The organism is Verrucosispora sp. WMMC514 (assembly GCF_027497295.1).
Lineage (GTDB): Bacteria > Actinomycetota > Actinomycetes > Mycobacteriales > Micromonosporaceae > Micromonospora > Micromonospora palythoicola.
This window is the reverse complement of the sequence record NZ_CP114906.1, coordinates 5,556,549-5,571,181: the sequence shown is the minus strand read 5'-3', so window position 1 is coordinate 5,571,181 and position 14,633 is coordinate 5,556,549. Positions and strand designations below refer to the sequence as shown.

Annotated in this window: 14 protein-coding genes; 4 read left to right on the top strand and 10 right to left on the bottom strand. The window is 71.2% G+C overall.

Annotated elements, in window-relative coordinates; genetic code table 11:
- Positions 1-96: 96 nt before the first annotated feature.
- The 3 genes from O7597_RS25890 to O7597_RS25880 are packed head-to-tail and all read right to left on the bottom strand — an operon-like array spanning position 97 to position 1,726.
- Positions 97-558, bottom strand: a complete 462-nt coding sequence (locus tag O7597_RS25890; RefSeq protein WP_281581001.1) for a hypothetical protein — start codon at positions 556-558, stop codon at positions 97-99.
- Positions 559-597: 39 nt separating this feature from the next.
- On the bottom strand, positions 598-1,218 hold the full coding sequence (locus tag O7597_RS25885; protein ID WP_269741294.1) for a M23 family metallopeptidase: 621 nt from the start codon (positions 1,216-1,218) through the stop codon (positions 598-600).
- Positions 1,219-1,261: 43 nt separating this feature from the next.
- Entirely contained in the window at positions 1,262-1,726 is a 465-nt protein-coding gene (locus O7597_RS25880) for a universal stress protein (RefSeq protein WP_269741293.1), read from the bottom strand.
- 234 nt (positions 1,727-1,960) lie between these two features.
- Here O7597_RS25880 and O7597_RS25875 point away from each other — a divergent pair, with 234 nt between their 5' ends.
- Both O7597_RS25875 and O7597_RS25870 read left to right on the top strand, forming a co-directional pair.
- Complete coding sequence (locus O7597_RS25875) at positions 1,961-2,809, top strand: fumarylacetoacetate hydrolase family protein (RefSeq protein WP_281581000.1); 849 nt, start codon at positions 1,961-1,963, stop codon at positions 2,807-2,809.
- Positions 2,806-3,612, top strand: coding sequence for an SDR family oxidoreductase (locus O7597_RS25870; RefSeq protein ID WP_281580999.1), 807 nt, complete (start codon positions 2,806-2,808; stop codon positions 3,610-3,612). Before O7597_RS25875 ends, O7597_RS25870 begins: the two co-directional genes overlap by 4 nt.
- 99 nt (positions 3,613-3,711) lie before the next feature.
- On the opposite strand, the gene O7597_RS25865 is transcribed toward O7597_RS25870, so the two are convergent.
- Positions 3,712-4,167, bottom strand: coding sequence for a MerR family transcriptional regulator (locus O7597_RS25865; protein ID WP_269741290.1), 456 nt, complete (start codon positions 4,165-4,167; stop codon positions 3,712-3,714).
- A gap of 42 nt (positions 4,168-4,209) precedes the next feature.
- Here O7597_RS25865 and O7597_RS25860 point away from each other — a divergent pair, with 42 nt between their 5' ends.
- Both O7597_RS25860 and O7597_RS25855 read left to right on the top strand, forming a co-directional pair.
- Positions 4,210-5,382, top strand: coding sequence for an MFS transporter (locus O7597_RS25860; RefSeq protein ID WP_281580998.1), 1,173 nt, complete (start codon positions 4,210-4,212; stop codon positions 5,380-5,382).
- Between the two features lie 213 nt (positions 5,383-5,595).
- Positions 5,596-6,096 (top strand): hypothetical protein, encoded by a 501-nt coding sequence (locus O7597_RS25855; protein ID WP_281580997.1) that lies wholly within the window; start codon positions 5,596-5,598, stop codon positions 6,094-6,096.
- Between the two features lie 546 nt (positions 6,097-6,642).
- Here the strand turns inward: O7597_RS25855 and O7597_RS25850 are convergent.
- From O7597_RS25850 to O7597_RS25825, 6 genes are all read right to left on the bottom strand, one after another.
- The gene (locus O7597_RS25850) at positions 6,643-9,450 is read right to left on the bottom strand and encodes a DEAD/DEAH box helicase (RefSeq protein WP_281580996.1); all 2,808 of its coding nucleotides are present in this window, start codon (positions 9,448-9,450) and stop codon (positions 6,643-6,645) included.
- Positions 9,451-9,607: 157 nt separating this feature from the next.
- Positions 9,608-10,594, bottom strand: a complete 987-nt coding sequence (locus O7597_RS25845; protein WP_281580995.1) for a zinc-dependent alcohol dehydrogenase family protein — start codon at positions 10,592-10,594, stop codon at positions 9,608-9,610.
- Positions 10,591-11,433, bottom strand: coding sequence for a carbohydrate ABC transporter permease (locus O7597_RS25840; RefSeq protein WP_281580994.1), 843 nt, complete (start codon positions 11,431-11,433; stop codon positions 10,591-10,593). The genes O7597_RS25845 and O7597_RS25840 overlap by 4 nt, the downstream gene beginning before the upstream one ends.
- Positions 11,430-12,362, bottom strand: a complete 933-nt coding sequence (locus O7597_RS25835; protein WP_281580993.1) for a sugar ABC transporter permease — start codon at positions 12,360-12,362, stop codon at positions 11,430-11,432. Before O7597_RS25835 ends, O7597_RS25840 begins: the two co-directional genes overlap by 4 nt.
- 56 nt (positions 12,363-12,418) lie before the next feature.
- Positions 12,419-13,786 (bottom strand): sugar ABC transporter substrate-binding protein, encoded by a 1,368-nt coding sequence (locus O7597_RS25830; protein WP_281580992.1) that lies wholly within the window; start codon positions 13,784-13,786, stop codon positions 12,419-12,421.
- Between the two features lie 55 nt (positions 13,787-13,841).
- Complete coding sequence (locus O7597_RS25825) at positions 13,842-14,603, bottom strand: DeoR/GlpR family DNA-binding transcription regulator (RefSeq protein WP_269741282.1); 762 nt, start codon at positions 14,601-14,603, stop codon at positions 13,842-13,844.
- Positions 14,604-14,633: the final 30 nt, after the last annotated feature.

Here is a 14,633-nt window from a genome sequence, read left to right as displayed (position 1 = left end):
CAGTCGATCTCGCCCCACGCTAACCGGAAACCCGCCGGCCGGCAGGGCTCGGACCGGCGGGCGGACAGGTTCGAAGTCAAGCTGTGACCCGGGCGGTCAGAGGCAGCACCAGCAGTAGAGGTGGTCACCGGCGGCCTGGGCACGGCGGGCGAGGGCGCTGATCTCCTCGATCACCGGCAGCAGTTCCCCTGGCGGCAGCGGCTCACCCCAGGCCAGCTCCTCGATCCGCCCCCACCGCGCCGACAGCTCGGGCGACTGGGCGGCGGTGATCGACGCCAGGGTGTCCCTGGTGGCGTCGTCGAGGACGATCAACCATGGCCCTTCGTCGCCACCGCTCCAGATCAGCCGTTGCTCGATCAGGTCGGTGGACCAGGCTAGCCCGCGCACGAAGCCGACGAGCTTGCCGAGGGTCACTGCCGGCTCGATGCCCTTGAGGTCGATCGCGTCGACCCCGGGGCGGCCTCCCGACACGGCGACCGGACCGCCGTCGAGTTCCGCCATCAGTCCGATCGCGGCGGCGTCGTCCGCCGCCCGGAAGTAGTCATACAGAACGCCCATGCGCCGTACCCCATCAGCTGGGTACGACAGCAACCCGCGCTAGGGACAGTTGTTGCTGGTCAGCCGGAGCGTGTACTCGGCGTCGTCGTCGGTGATGCCCGACGGGGCACCGTCGAAGTAGGTCTCCACCTTCTGCCAGCCGCGCCGCTGCTCGTAGTGCAGGTGCGGGGCGCCGGAGTTGCCGGTGCTGCCGATCCGGCCGATCTGCTGGCCCTGGACGACCCGCTGGCCGACCTGCACCAGGGGCGGCTCCAGCAGATGCAGGTACTGGGTCTCCCACCGGCCGCCGTGGTCGATCTTCACCCAGTAGCCACCGCCACGACCCCGAGGGCCGTCCGGGTTGTCCGGGGTACGACCACCAAGCGACCCGTTGATCCCGGCCACGGTGACGGTGCCCTCGTAGGAGGCGAGCACCGGTTGCCCCCACGGGTCGCCGGAGAGCGGGAAGAAGTCCACGTCGTAGTCGCCGTGCCCCGGATAGGTGCCGACCTGCCAGGTCTCCCCGCAGCCGACCGGCATCTGGAACAGCGGGCGAGGGCCCGGCGGACGCAGCACGATCACGGCCGCCACGGCCAGGGCGATCACGACCACAAGGCTGAACAGGAGCCCGAACCGGGTCCGGCGGGCGCGGCGGTGGGAACGGGGGTGGCCGGTCGTCACGGCCCAGAGCATGTCAGAGACCGGCAACCCCCGTCGGTCGCCCTCAGGCCGGCACCGCCGGCATGGCCGGACCGCTCGGTGCCGGCACCGGCACCGGGATCACCACCACCGGGCAGGTCGCCTTGCGTACGCACTCCTCGCTGACCGAGCCGAGCACGGTGTGCCGCAGCCGGCCGTGCCCGTGACTGCCCAGCACCAGCAGGTCGGCGCCACGGGCGGCGGCGGTCAGCACGTCGGCCGGCCGACCCTCGACGACCTCGGCCGAGACCGGTGCCGCAGCCGTGCCCCGGGTGACCTCGCCGATCTCCCGGGCCAGCAGGGCGGTGGCCCGCTCCTCCTCCTCGATCGGGTTCGGTGCGACCATGGCACCACCGTCCAGGCCGTCCCACCGCCAGGCGGTGACCGCCTGCACGGTGCCGTTGCGCTCGGCCGCCTCACCGACCGCCCACCGCAGGGCACGCCGCCCACCGTCCGAACCATCGACGCCGACAACGATCAGGTACGACATCGTCCTCACTCCTCTCCGTCCTGCTTCCAGTGCAGCGTGCGCGGATGGTACGGACCAGCGGCCGGAGTCCCCTCCTGACAGGTCGGACGGCCCGGTGCCGGACGGGACCTGTGGTCCGCTCGGCGTCAGCGGTCGATGCCTGTCGATCATGCGGCCTTGTGACGCGTCGCGATCACCTGGTAGACATCACATGTTTTGCCGACTACTAGCTGACGCGGTGTCTGGGGGCGACGGATGAAGCTGCTGCGAGTGGGCCCGCCGGGGCGGGAAACACCGGCACTGCTCGACGAGGCCGGGCAACTGCGTGACCTCAGCGGCGTGACCGACGACCTGGACCCCGCGTTCCTGGGCACCGACGGCCTGGCCCGCCTGGCCGGCATCGCCCCGCACGATCTGTCTCCGATGGACCCCACCGACCTGCGGATCGGTCCCCCGCTGCGCCCAGGCAAGATCGTCTGCATCGGGCTGAACTACCGCGACCACGCGGCGGAGACCGGAGCGGCCCTGCCCGCCGAGCCGGTGGTCTTCCTCAAGGCGCCGGACACGGTGGTCGGTCCCGACGACCCGGTGCTGGTGCCCCGCGGCAGCACCAGGACGGACTGGGAGGTCGAACTCGCCGTCGTCATCGGCCGCAAGGCGCGCTACCTGCCGTCGGCCGAGGCGGCGATGGACTGCGTCGCCGGATACACCATCTCGCACGACGTCTCGGAACGGGAGTTCCAGCTCGACCGGGGCGGCCAGTGGGACAAGGGCAAGTCCTGCGAGACGTTCAACCCGCTCGGCCCGTGGCTGGTGACCGCCGACGAGGTCCCCGATCCGCACGACCTGCGGCTACGGCTCTGGGTCAACGGTGTGCTGCGGCAGGACGGCACGACGAAGGACATGGTCTTCCCGGTGGCCGAGATCGTCCGCTACCTGAGCCAGTTCATGGTGCTCTACCCCGGCGACGTGATCAACACCGGCACCCCGGCCGGCGTCGCCCTCGGGCAACCGGAACCCAAGCCGTACCTGGTCGCCGGGGACGTGGTCGAGTTGGAGATCGACGGCCTCGGCCGGCAACGTCAGACGCTGACACCCGCGTGACCGGCGACGGGCAGGCGACCGCCGCCGGCAGACCCGCCGGCGCGGGCGAGTTCGCCGGGTTGGCGGCGGTGGTCACCGGTGGCGCCTCCGGCATCGGCCTGGCCACGGCCACCCTGCTCGCCGAGCGTGGCGCCCGGGTGGCCTGCCTGGACCTGAACCCGCGGCAGGTACCCGAGCCGTTGCTCGGCCTGGCCGCCGACGTGGCCGACGACGCGTCCGTGCGGGCCGCGATCACCACCGCCCACGAGACGTTCGGCGGCCTCGACATCCTGGTCAACAACGCCGCCATCGGTGCGGTCGGCACCATCGAGGCCGACACCGACGACGATTGGCACCGGGTGTTCGACGTCAACGTGGTCGGCATCGTCCGGGTCAGCCGGGCCGCGCTGCCGTACCTGCGCGCCTCCGCGCACGCCGCGATCGTCAACATCGGCTCCATCGCCGCCTGGCTCGGGCTGCCGCAGCGGGCCCTCTACAGCGCCAGCAAGGGTGCGGTGCAGGCGCTCACCCTGGCGATGGCCGCCGACCACGTCGCCGCCGGCATCCGGGTGAACTGCGTCAACCCGGGCACCGCCGACACCCCGTGGGTACGGCGGCTACTCGACGCCGCCGACGATCCGGCGGCGGAGCTGGCCGCGTTGCGGGCCCGCCAGCCCACCGGCCGCCTCACCACCCCGCGGGAGGTCGCCGCGGCCGTCGCCTACCTGGCCAGTCCGCTGTCCGGATCGACCACCGGCAGCGTGCTGGCCGTCGACGGCGGCATGCACGGCTTACGCCTGCCGACGCCGCCGAGCCGGGCCTGAGCTGCCCGGTCCGCGGCTCGCCACGCCGACGGCGAGCGGGACTGAGCGGCACTGTCTACGGCTTCCCACGACGCCGGCGAGCCAGCCCTGAGCAGCGGCTCAGCGGGCGAGACCGACCGCCGGGCCCGCCTTGCGGACCGACCGGCGGGCCACCGCGCCGCCCGGGTCACCGGGATGGCCCGGCCCCACCACGTCACCGCGTACGTCGGCGACGATGGCGGCGAGCAGGTCTCGACTGGACTCCAACGACTCGATCTTCGCGGTCAACTGGTCCAGTTCGCCCTGAAGGGTGTCGGCCAGGCGGGCCCGGTCGGCCGGCTCGTCGGGGATCGCCGCGCGGCCGTCCAGGAGGAACCGCAGTGCCTGTCCGACCACTCCGGACGGCAGCGCGGCCGACAGCATGCACCGGATGCGGGCCACCCGGTCGACGTCGGACTCCTGGTAGATCCGGTAGCCCGACTCGGTGCGCACCGGCGTCAGCAGGCCCTGCTCCTCGTAGTAGCGCAGCATCCGCACCGACGCACCCGTCCGCGCGCTCAACTCACCGATCCGCATCGCTTGACTCTAACGTCGGTGTGAGGCTTTAGCGTCCTCTCTGTGATCATCTACGTACTCTTCGTCTGCTCCTTCGCCGTGGCCACCGCCGAGTTCGTGCTCGTCGGCCTGCTCCCCCAGGTCGCCACCGACCTGGACGTCTCCGTGGCCGCCGCCGGTCAACTGGTCACCGCGTACATGATCGTGGTCACCGTGGGCGGCCCGGTCGCCACCGTGCTGACCCGTCGGCTGCCACGCCGGGAACTGCTCGCCGGCACCATGGCGCTGGCCACGGTGTCCGCGGTGGCCAGCGCCCTGGCCACCTCGTACGCGTTGCTGCTGTCGGCCCGGTTGGGCTCGGCGCTGGCGCAGGCGCTGTTCATGGCGGTGGCCTCCCAGGTGGCGATGGCCTCGGTGCCACCGGAGCGGCAGACCGTCGCGGTGGCCCGACTGTTCGGCGGATTCGCCCTGGCCACCGTGCTCGGCCTGCCGCTGGGCAGCCTGATCGGTGAGGCGTACGGCTGGCCGGTCACCTTCGTGGCCGTGGCCGGCATGGCCGCCCTGGGGCTGCTCGGCGTGCTCGTCTTCTGCCCCCGCATCCCCACCCCGCCACCGGCCGGCGTCCGCGACAGCATCGGTGCGCTGCTGCGCCCCGGCATCTACGCCGGACTCGGCGTCACCCTGCTGGCGCTCACCGGCTTCGTGGCCGCCTTCACCTACGTCGCGCCGATGCTGCGCACCGTCACCGGCCTGAGCCCCGGCTGGGTCAGCGTCGGACTGGTCGGCTACGGCCTCGGCACCATCGCCGGCAACCTGCTCGCCGGCCGGGTGCGTCCCGAGAAGATCACCCGCCGGCTGCCGCTCGCCGTCGGCGCGTTGGCGGCGATCCTGCTGGCGCAGCCGCTGCTGTTGCCGGTCGCTCCGCTGGCGCTGACCGGGCTGGGGCTGCTGGGCGCGGCGGCGTTCCTGGTCGTGCCGCTGGTCCAGACCTGGCTGATGGGTCAGGTCGACGCGGCCACCACCGGCCTGGTCGCCGCCGTCAACATCTCCGTCGCCGGCGCCGCCGGAGCGTTGGGCGCCGCGCTCGGCGGCACGGTGCTCACGGTCGGCCTCAGCCCGGCCTGGATCGGCCCGGTCGCCGCCGTCTCCGTCCTGGCCGCCACCATCGTCGCCACCCGCCTCACCCGGGTCACGTCGTCGCCCGGGCCTTCGCCCGAGGCGTTGGTTCAAGGGTGAGGTGTCGCAGCGGTGCTTCCGCAGCGACATTCGCGGCCAGCGACGTCCGGAGCCATGTCTCTGGTGCCGGCGCTGTCGAGCTGAGAGCGCGAACGAATCGCGACGGGGCCGTAGCCAGAAGACAGCACTCCCCTGGTCTCGAACCTACGGATAGATTGGTTCGGGCCGATTCTGGGTTTCGCATGAGAGACGGACAACTGGCGAAGGGCATGAATGAACCTCGACCTGAGGAGCCGCAAGGGCTTACGGATGGCGGTCGCCGCCGCCGCGATCGGAGCGGTTCTCGCCCTCGGCACGGTGGTGACGGCGGCCATACGTGATCTCGGTCCAACTCCCCAGCAGGAGGTGGCCAGCGAGGGGGTACGGATCTCGGTGCCGGCGGAGTGGCCGCGCAATGCCACCAGGTGCGGTACGCCAATGCGGGACACGTACATCGTGGACGTCGACCTGATCGCGGGCTGTGCCGTGTTGCCGATACCTCGCGTCGACTACGCCGAGATCAAGCGCGCGAATCTCGATCTCGACCCGGTGGCCCAGCTCGCCACCGGGGCGAGCGAAGCATTCGGCCATTCCGTCCTGCGGGGCGGCGACGTGCTGCCGGATGGCCGGACGCGGCAGGTGGTGGTGGTCCCCGACCGGGACGTGGTCCTGGTCGCGGTGTCCAGCAACCCGGCGGTCGCCGAAGCGATCGCCCGTTCACTCCGAGTCGACTGACCTACCTCGACGCCGTCACGCATCGCTCACCGTAGTTCAACCAGGTCAGGAAGTTCGGTGTGGCTATCGCGGTCGAAGGAAAAGACCGGCCCGCTGAGGTTCTTGCAGTCTCGATTCACGCGCGGCCGTTGTGTAACGCCAGAGGAATGAGATCTTGGAAACCTTCTGTTCTGCGCTAACGGAAAATGTCCAAGATTTTGTGCCAACCCCTCAGAACAGAGACGTTGCCGACTAGGCGGAGACTGGCGTTACTCGGATTCGCGCTCCGGCTCGGCTACGTATACGCCTTTCCCGGGATGCCCTTCGACCAACCCTCACCCTGACCGCCCGCTGGACGCTCCGTGACCACGAGCAGGCTTCCGACGGCCGCTGCCCGATCTGCCGCGTCCCCGACTGCGCCGTGGCCACCGCCGCCCGCAACCTCCTCACCACCCTCAGGCAGACCCGCTGGACCGGGGACGGTGACACTTCGGATCCGTGGCGGTCGCGGTAGTCGACACGCCGAGCGGCTGACGCTTTTACTGCCACAGATCCTTCGGTAACGGGTTAAGAAGGCGCGTGCTGGGACGGGACGTTGGGTGCGGGGGCGAGGAGGCGTTGGCGTTCGGCGGCCACCACCTCGCGGACCAGTTCGGCCTCGGACAGGTCCACTGCTTCCGGGCTCGCGTCGGCCGTGTCGCTGACCCGGGCGAAGTCGTCGAAGATGCGGCGCTTGCCCGCCAGCAGTTCGGTGATCCGCTGGTCGACGCCCTCTTCGGAGAGCAGCCGGTGGACCTGCACCGACTGGACCTGCCCCATCCGGTGCGCCCGGGCGACGGCCTGCGCCTCGGTGGTGGGTTTCAGCTGCGGTTCACAGAGGACGACGACGGAGGCGGACTGGATGTTGAGCCCGACGCCACCGGCCACGATCTGGGCCACCAGGACGGCGCCGTGCCGGGCGGCGGAGAACTCGTCCACCATCCGCTGCCGGTGGTTGGCGGGCACCGAGCCGGTCAGCGGACCGAAGACCGGGCCGGGAAGGGTACGGGCGACCAGGTCGAGGACCTCGCGGAAGTGGGAGAAGACGATGACCCGGCGTTCGTTCTCGGTCGCCTCCCGGACGATCTCGACCAGGCGCTGCACCTTGGTGGACTCGGCGGCCGCAAGCATGGCCGCCTGGCGCATCCGCATGAAGTTGCCCCGCTCCACCGCCTCGCGGTAACGCGTGGTGTCCGCCGAGGACATCGGCAGCCACTCCTCGACCTCGATGAGTTCGGGCAGTTCGTCGAGCACGTCGACCTGGTTGCGGCGCAGGTACGCCGGGGCGATCTGCCGCCGGAACCGCGCGGGTGACAGGTCGGTGGTGTCGACGGTGAGGTCGGGGCGGACGTAGGAGGCCAGGTTGCGGAACTCGTCGACCTTGTTCTCCAGCGGGGTACCGGTGAGCAGGATGGCCCGGTCGGCGCGCGCGACGAGTTCCTTCGTCCTGATCGACCGCTGTGCCTGCGGGTTCTTGACGTAGTGGGCCTCGTCGACCACGACACACGCCAGGTCGGGCGACTCCCGCAACTGCGGCCCCCACCAGGCGAGGGTCTCGTAGGTGGTGACCGCCACGCCGCCGTCCCGCCGCCAGGCGCGGGCGGCGGTGTCGCGCCCCGGGCCGTGCACCCGGTGTGGACGTAGCGTCGACTTGCCGTTGATCTCCCGGACCCAGTTGGTCACCACGGCGGCGGGGCACACCACCAGGAAACGGGTGCCGCCCCTGCTGCGCAGGTGCGCCAGCACGGCGATCGCCTCGACGGTCTTACCGAGGCCCATCTCGTCACCGATGACGACCTTGCGTTGGACGAGGGCGAAGCGCGCCGCGAAGCTCTGGTAACCGCGCAGGGAGGTGGTCAGGTGCGCGCCGTCGAGCGCCTGGTCGCGTACCGCCTGGATGATCTCGTCCGGGAGGTCGCCGTGCGCCGCGTTCTCGTCGCCGCTGGCGAATCCCAGCTCGGCGAGCATCGCGAAGTAGTCGGCGGGACGGCTGAGGAAGTCGTCCCACGGGTCGGCACGCAGGTTCCGCCGACCGGGCGTGGTCGACCTGCCGAGCAGCTCGGCTCGCCGTTTGACGATCTCGATGCTGTCGCGGAGACCGCTGGCGGCGAGCCCTCGGGTCGGCACCACCAGCAGGTGGCTGGTCCTGCGGTCGATGGTGCCGCCCAGCGGCGCAAGCTCGGCGGCGCGTTCGAGGTCGGCTGCCGCGCCGTGGGTGCGCCGGTGCGTGTCCCACTCGGCGAGGCACCGCAACAGGTGGGTGGTCTCCGGGTGGCGGTGCTCGACGTCGATGCGGCCCGGTGTGTCGTCGTACGTGGTCTGCCAGAGGGTGCGGGCTGCGCCGAGCAGGCGACGGGCGGTGGTCTCCCCGACCCCCGGAAGCGCCTGAAGTGACGCGCCGCGGTGCAGCACGTCCTGCACGGTGGTGATTCCGGTGTCGGTCAACGGCCCGAGGCGGAACCGGTCCCGGCTGACGGTTCGCAACGTCTCCACCGGCATATCCCGCAGGATTCGGTGCACCTCGTGGTGTCTGACCTGCTCGCCCGCTTCGCGGGCCGCCGACCGGTACGGGGCTTCGCCGGCCACGACCGTGTCGATGGCGGCCAGTGCCGCCGGCAGGCCCGCGAAGACCGACCGGTCCACCAGCTCCGGTTCCGGGTCGGTCCATCCCGCCGGCTCCCGCTGGGGTGCGGCCCGCCCGGCGGACCCGCGCTTCCGCCCCGTCCGTTCGACCAGCTCGGGCGTCCCACCGGTTCGCTCGGCGAGCAGCGCGAAGCGGAGGGACGGATCGAGCAGGTCGCGGACGCTGTCCCGGACCGGGTCGGAGGGTGCGCTGGGGACGCCGAGGTGCCCCAGGCGCTCGGGGCTGCCAGCGGCGGTGACCTCCGCGTGCCGGTCACGTAGGAACATCGCGGCGGTGCCCGCTGCCTGCTTCCTGGCCGGCCCCACGAGGTACCGGCGCACGTCGAGCATGGGCGCGAGATCGGCGACGGCGCGAGGGGCGTCATCGATGAGCAGGCGCAGCAGCGCGTCGTCGGTGGCCGTGGTCGCGGGCAGCGTGGCCCGTTCCTTCAGGCGCCGGACGACGTCACGGTCGTTCGCCCGCAACGCGAGCACCCGCCACGCGGCCTGGCCGGAGCGCTCGACCACGACGCTGCGGTCCCGCAGTCCCCCTTCGGCGGCCGTGGCCGCCTGCTGGACGGCCCGGTGCCAGTGCCGCACGTCCTGGGCGAGTCGACCCCACCGCCTGAAGTCCGCCACGAGCCGACGGAGTTCCGCACGCTCGGCCTTGTCCATCCGCACCCCGGCCCGGTACCCCGCCACCCACCGGACCATGCCGCATCCCTCACCACGCCACGACCCGAACCGCCCGACCCTCGCTGATCATGCAGTTGTGGCACCAGAAATGTGACGGATGCCCACTTTGGCGGGTGCCACAACTGCATGATCGCGGTTGCATGGGTGGGCGGGCGGGAGGTGTGTGGGTTCGGCGTCAGGTGATGAGGAGTTTGCGGCCGATGCCGGAGCGGAACTGTGACATCGCGTCGGCGTAGGCGGCCAGGGGGAAGCGGTGGCTGATGAAGACCTGCGGGTCCAGCACGCCGGCCGCGAACAGCTCGGCGGCGCGGTCGAAGCTGTGCAGGACGGCCATCGAGCCGGTGACGGTGATCTCCTTGTTGTAGACGCGGTACGGCTCGACCGGCACCCGGGTGGCGTACTCGGAGACGCCGAACTGGAGGAAGGTACCGGCGGGGGCGACCCGGGTCAGGCCGTCGGCGATGGCCGCCTCGACCCCGGTGCAGTCGATGACGACGTCCCAGCCACGCGGGCGGTCCAGCTCGTCGGCGTTGGCGGCGCTAGCCGAGCAGCCCAACGCCACGGCGGTGGCGAGGCGGTCCCGGTTCGGGTCGACCACGCTGACGGTCGCCGCACCGCAGCGTTTGGCCAGCTCCAGCATCATCAGGCCCATGGTGCCGGCACCGTAGATGAGGTAGTGGTCGGCCAGCCGGCGCGGCAGCACGTCGAAGCCGCGTACCGCGCAGGAGAGCGGTTCGATGAGCGCCGCGTCGGCCGGAGTGACCCCCTCGGGCAGCACCACGCAGTTGCGGACCGGGGCGAGCGCGTACTCGGCCGCCCCACCGGAGACGGTGACCCCGATGGCGTTCCACCGTTCGCAGAGGTTGCCCCGGGCCCGGCGACACTGGTAGCACTCGCCGCAGTGCAGCGACGGGTCCACGGCCACCGGGTCGCCGACTCCCACCTCGGTGACGTCATGCCCCACCGCGACCACGGTGCCGGCGAACTCGTGGCCCGGCACGATCGGGTACGCGGGCGCGAACTCGCCGTCCATGATGTGCAGATCGGTGCCGCAGATCCCGCACCCGGCGACCTCGACCACCACGTCCCGGGGGCCGGGCGTCGGGTCCGGCACCGACTCGACGCTGATCTGGCCCGGCGTGACGATGACTGCTGCCTTCACTTGACCGCCCCCATGGAGAGTCCTCGGACGAGTTGTTTCTGGGCGATCCAGCCGGCCAGCACGACCGGTAGCGACACGATTGTCGCCGCCGCGCAGAGCCGGGCCAGGAACAGCCCTTCGGACGTGATGAAGCCGACCAGGAAGATCGGCGAGGTGCCGGCCCGGGTGGCGGTCAGGTTGACCGCGAAGAAGAACTCGTTCCAGCTGAAGATGAAGCAGATCAACGCGGTCGCGGCCAGGCCGGGCGCCACGATCGGCAGCAGGATCCGCCGGATGGTGACGAGCAGGTCGGCACCGTCCATCGCCGCCGCCTCGATCAGCGCGGCGGGCACCTCCAGCAGGAACGACCGCATCATCCAGACCGCGAGCGGCAGGTTCATGGCGGTGTAGAGCACGATCAGGGTCCAGACGTTGTCCAGCATGCCGAGGTCCTGCACCAGCAGGTAGATCGGCAGCAGCGCGGCGACCACCGGCAGCATCTTGGTGCTGATGAAGAAGAACAGCACGTCGCGCCAGCGTGCGACCGGCCGGATCGACAGCGCGTACGCCGCCGGGGTGGCCAGCACGAGCACCAGCAGGGTGGACAGCACGCTGGCCATCACCGAGTTGAGCAGGTACGGGGTGAGGTCCCGGTCGAAGACCTGTCGGTAACCGTCCAGCACCGGGGTGAACAACCAGGACGGCGGGTTGCTGGCGGCGTCGACCTCGCGTTTGAAGCCGGTGAGCACCATCCAGGCCACCGGCAGGAAGAACAGCAGCCCGGCCAGCCACGCCAGCACGGTCCACGCGGCCCCGGTGCGGCCCGCGCCGCGCCGGGCCGGATTCGCGGTACGGGTCATCGTGCGTCCTCCATCCGGAACAGGCTGGAGATCACCCGCAGCGCGAAGGTGGCGACGATGATGGTGCCGACCACCACCACGACGCCGGCCGCGGCGGCCTCGCCGTACTCGAACTTGCGGAAGGTGGTCAGGTAGATCTCGTACGGCAGGTTGGTGGTGGCCCGACCCGGGCCGCCCTGGGTGATGGTGAAGACCGCGTCGAAGGTCTGCACCAGGTAGATGGAGCCGAGCAGGGCACCCAGTTCGAGGTAGGGCCGCAGGTAGGGCAGGGTGATCCGGGTGAAGGTCTGCCACGGGCCGGCACCGTCGACCCGGGCCGCCTCCAGCGTCTCCAGGGACTGGCTCTGCAGGCCGGCCAGGATGATCAGCATCATGAACGGGGTCCACTGCCAGACCAGCGCGGCGACCACGGAGACCATCGGGTACTGCGACACCCAGTCGGTGCTGCCGCCGAGGATGCCGTTGATCAGGCCGTAGGACGGGTTGTAGATCGCGTGTTTCCACAGCAGCGCCGCCGCCATCGGCATCACCAGGAACGGGGTGATGAGCAGGGTGCGGACGATCCCCCGGCCGGGGAACTTGCGGTCGAGCAGGATGGCCAGGCCGAGGCCGAGCAGCACGGAGGCGATCACCGACGAGGCGGTGAGCACCACCGTGTTGAGCAGCGCGGCACGCAGTCGACCGTCGGTGAGCACGGTCGCGTAGTTCGCCAGGCCGATGAACTCGCGGCTGCCCGGCCGCAGCGCGTTCCAGCTCTGGGTGGACAGGTAGAGGGTGAACAGGAAGGGCAGTTGCGTCACCACGATGGCGAAGACCAGCGCGGGCAGCAGCGGGGCCCGGCGGGCCCAGCGGTGCCGCCGGTCGGGGCGGGTGGGACGGACGGTCGGTCGCGGGGGCGCGTCCGCACCGGTGGTGCTGGTGGTGGTCATCGATCCGCCTCGGGGGCAGGGCCGGGGCCGGTCGGTCGACCGGCCCCGGCGGGCGGCTACCGGTGGTTGCTGGCGGCTTCCTCGGCCAACCGCTGGCCGTCGGCGAGCGCCTGCTCGACGGTGGTCTGGCCGGCGATGGCGGCCGACACCTCCTGCGACACCTTCGTTCCCAGGTCGGCGAACTCGGGGATGCCGACGAACTGCACTCCGAGGGCGGGGCGCGGTTGCACCCCGGGGCTGACCGGGTCGGCCTCCTGGATGGACTTCAGCGTGATGTCGGCGAACGCCTCGGCGGACCGCCGGTACTCGGCGATCTCGTAGGTGGACTGACGCTTGCCCGCCGGCACCCGGGACCAGCCGAGTGACGAGCCGACCAGCTTCTCGTACTCCTTGCCGGTGGCCCAGGAGATGAACTTCCAGGCGGCGTCGGCGTTCTTGGTGGTCTTCGGCATGGCCAGGGCCCACGCCCACAGCCAGCCGGAGGATTCGGTCTTGTCGACTGGCGCGTACGCGTAGCCGACCTTGCCGGCGACGGTGCTGGCGTTGGGGTCCTCCAGGGTGCCGGCGGCGGAGGTGGCGTCGTACCACATGGCCGCCTTGCCCTGGCCGAAGGTGTTGAGGCACTCGGTGAAGCCGGACTGCGGGGCACCGGGCTGGCCGTGCTCGCGCAGCAGGTCGACGTAGAACCGGGTCGCCGCGGTGAACTCGGGTGCGTCGACCTTCGGCGTCCAGTCCTGCTCGAACCAGGTGCCGCCGAAGGTGTTCACCACCGTGGTCAGCGGGGCGAACAGCTCACCCCAGCCGGGCAGCCCGCGCAGGCAGATGCCGGAGACGCCGGCCGCGTCGTCGTCCAGCTGTTCGGCGAACTCGGCCACCTGCTGCCAGGTCGGCCGCTCCGGCATGGTCAGGCCCTCGGCGGCGAAGAGTTCCTTGTTGTACATCAGGAACGACGACTCGCCGTAGAACGGTGCCGCGTAGAGCTTGCCGTCGGTGCCGGAGAGCGAGGCGACCATGGGCTCCAGCAGGTCACCCTTGTCGTACGCGGCGTCGGCGTCCGCGTACGAGCTGAGTTCGTGCAGCCAGTCGTTCTGCGCCCAGATCGGCGCCTCGTACGCCCCGATCGTCGCCACGTCGTACTGGCCCCCCTGGGTGGCGACGTCCTGGGTGACCCGGTCGCGCAGCTCGTTCTCCGGCAGGATGGTGAACCGCACCTCGATGCCGGTGTCCTTGGTGAAATTGTCGGCGGTGACCTTGGCCAGGTCCTCCATCTGCGGGTTGCCGACCATCAGCACGGTGATGGCGGTGCCGTCGCTGGAGGAGCCGCCGCCCGCTCCGGAACAGGCGGTGGAGACCAACGAGATGGCGAGGAGGGCGGCGAGGGCGGCCGGCCCACGCCGTCGACGAGGAGTTCGTGTTTCGGGCACAGCGAACCTCCATGGTGGTGTGGTGGTGAGGGAAAGGTGGGTCGGACGGCGGCGCTCAGACGCGCAGCACCACCGGGCCGAGCAGTGAGTAGCGGTGCGCCTCGGACGCCGGCAGTGCGGTGTCCGTGACGATGGTGTCGACGTCCGCGACGTCGGCGAAGCGGCAGAAGCTGTGCCCACCGAACTTGGTGTGCACCCCGGCGAACACCACCCGCCGGGACACCGCCATCACCTGGGCCTTCACGGCGGCCACCGCCGGGTCGGGCGTGGTCAGCCCGTGCTTGCGGGAGATGCCGTTGGCCCCGACGTAGGCCAGGTCGATGACGAAGCCGGCGAGCATCCGGGTGGCCCAGTGGTCGACGGTGGCCAGGGTGCGGCCACGGACCCGACCGCCGAGCAGGAGCACGGTGAGGCTCGGGTACGCGGCCAGCGCCGCCGCGGTGTGCAGGGAGGCGGTCACCACCGTCAGCGGGCGGTGGGTGGGCAGCGCCTCGGCGATCAGTTGCGGGGTGTAGCCCTCGTCGACGAACACCGATTCGGCGTCACCGAGGTGTTCCACCGCCGCTGCGGCGATCCGTCGCTTCTCCACGACCATCCGGGTGGCCCGGGTCTCCAGGGTCGTCTCGAAGCGGGCCGTCTCCACCGGGTACGCTCCGCCGTGGGTGCGGCGCACCAGCCCCTGCTGGGCGAGCAGGCTCAGGTCGCGTCGGACGGTTTCCGGTGCCACGGCCAGGTCGGCGGCGAGCTTACGCACGTCGACGTCACCCTGACGACGAGCCAAGGTCAGGATGTGCTGTCGGCGCTGCGTCGCGTCCACCTGCACACCTCCGTTCGGCTCGGGTGCTTT

Excerpts from the sequence above, each read along its gene's own strand:
- O7597_RS25890 (WP_281581001.1), bottom strand. The coding sequence starts at position 558 with ATGGGCGTTCTGTATGACTACTTCCGGGCGGCGGACGACGCCGCCGCG.
- O7597_RS25855 (WP_281580997.1), top strand. The coding sequence starts at position 5,596 with ATGAACCTCGACCTGAGGAGCCGCAAGGGCTTACGGATGGCGGTCGCC.
- O7597_RS25865 (WP_269741290.1), bottom strand. The coding sequence starts at position 4,167 with ATGCGGATCGGTGAGTTGAGCGCGCGGACGGGTGCGTCGGTGCGGATG.
- O7597_RS25850 (WP_281580996.1), bottom strand. The coding sequence starts at position 9,450 with ATGGTCCGGTGGGTGGCGGGGTACCGGGCCGGGGTGCGGATGGACAAG.
- O7597_RS25880 (WP_269741293.1), bottom strand. The coding sequence starts at position 1,726 with ATGTCGTACCTGATCGTTGTCGGCGTCGATGGTTCGGACGGTGGGCGG.
- O7597_RS25840 (WP_281580994.1), bottom strand. The coding sequence starts at position 11,433 with ATGACCCGTACCGCGAATCCGGCCCGGCGCGGCGCGGGCCGCACCGGG.
- O7597_RS25875 (WP_281581000.1), top strand. The coding sequence starts at position 1,961 with ATGAAGCTGCTGCGAGTGGGCCCGCCGGGGCGGGAAACACCGGCACTG.
- O7597_RS25835 (WP_281580993.1), bottom strand. The coding sequence starts at position 12,362 with ATGACCACCACCAGCACCACCGGTGCGGACGCGCCCCCGCGACCGACC.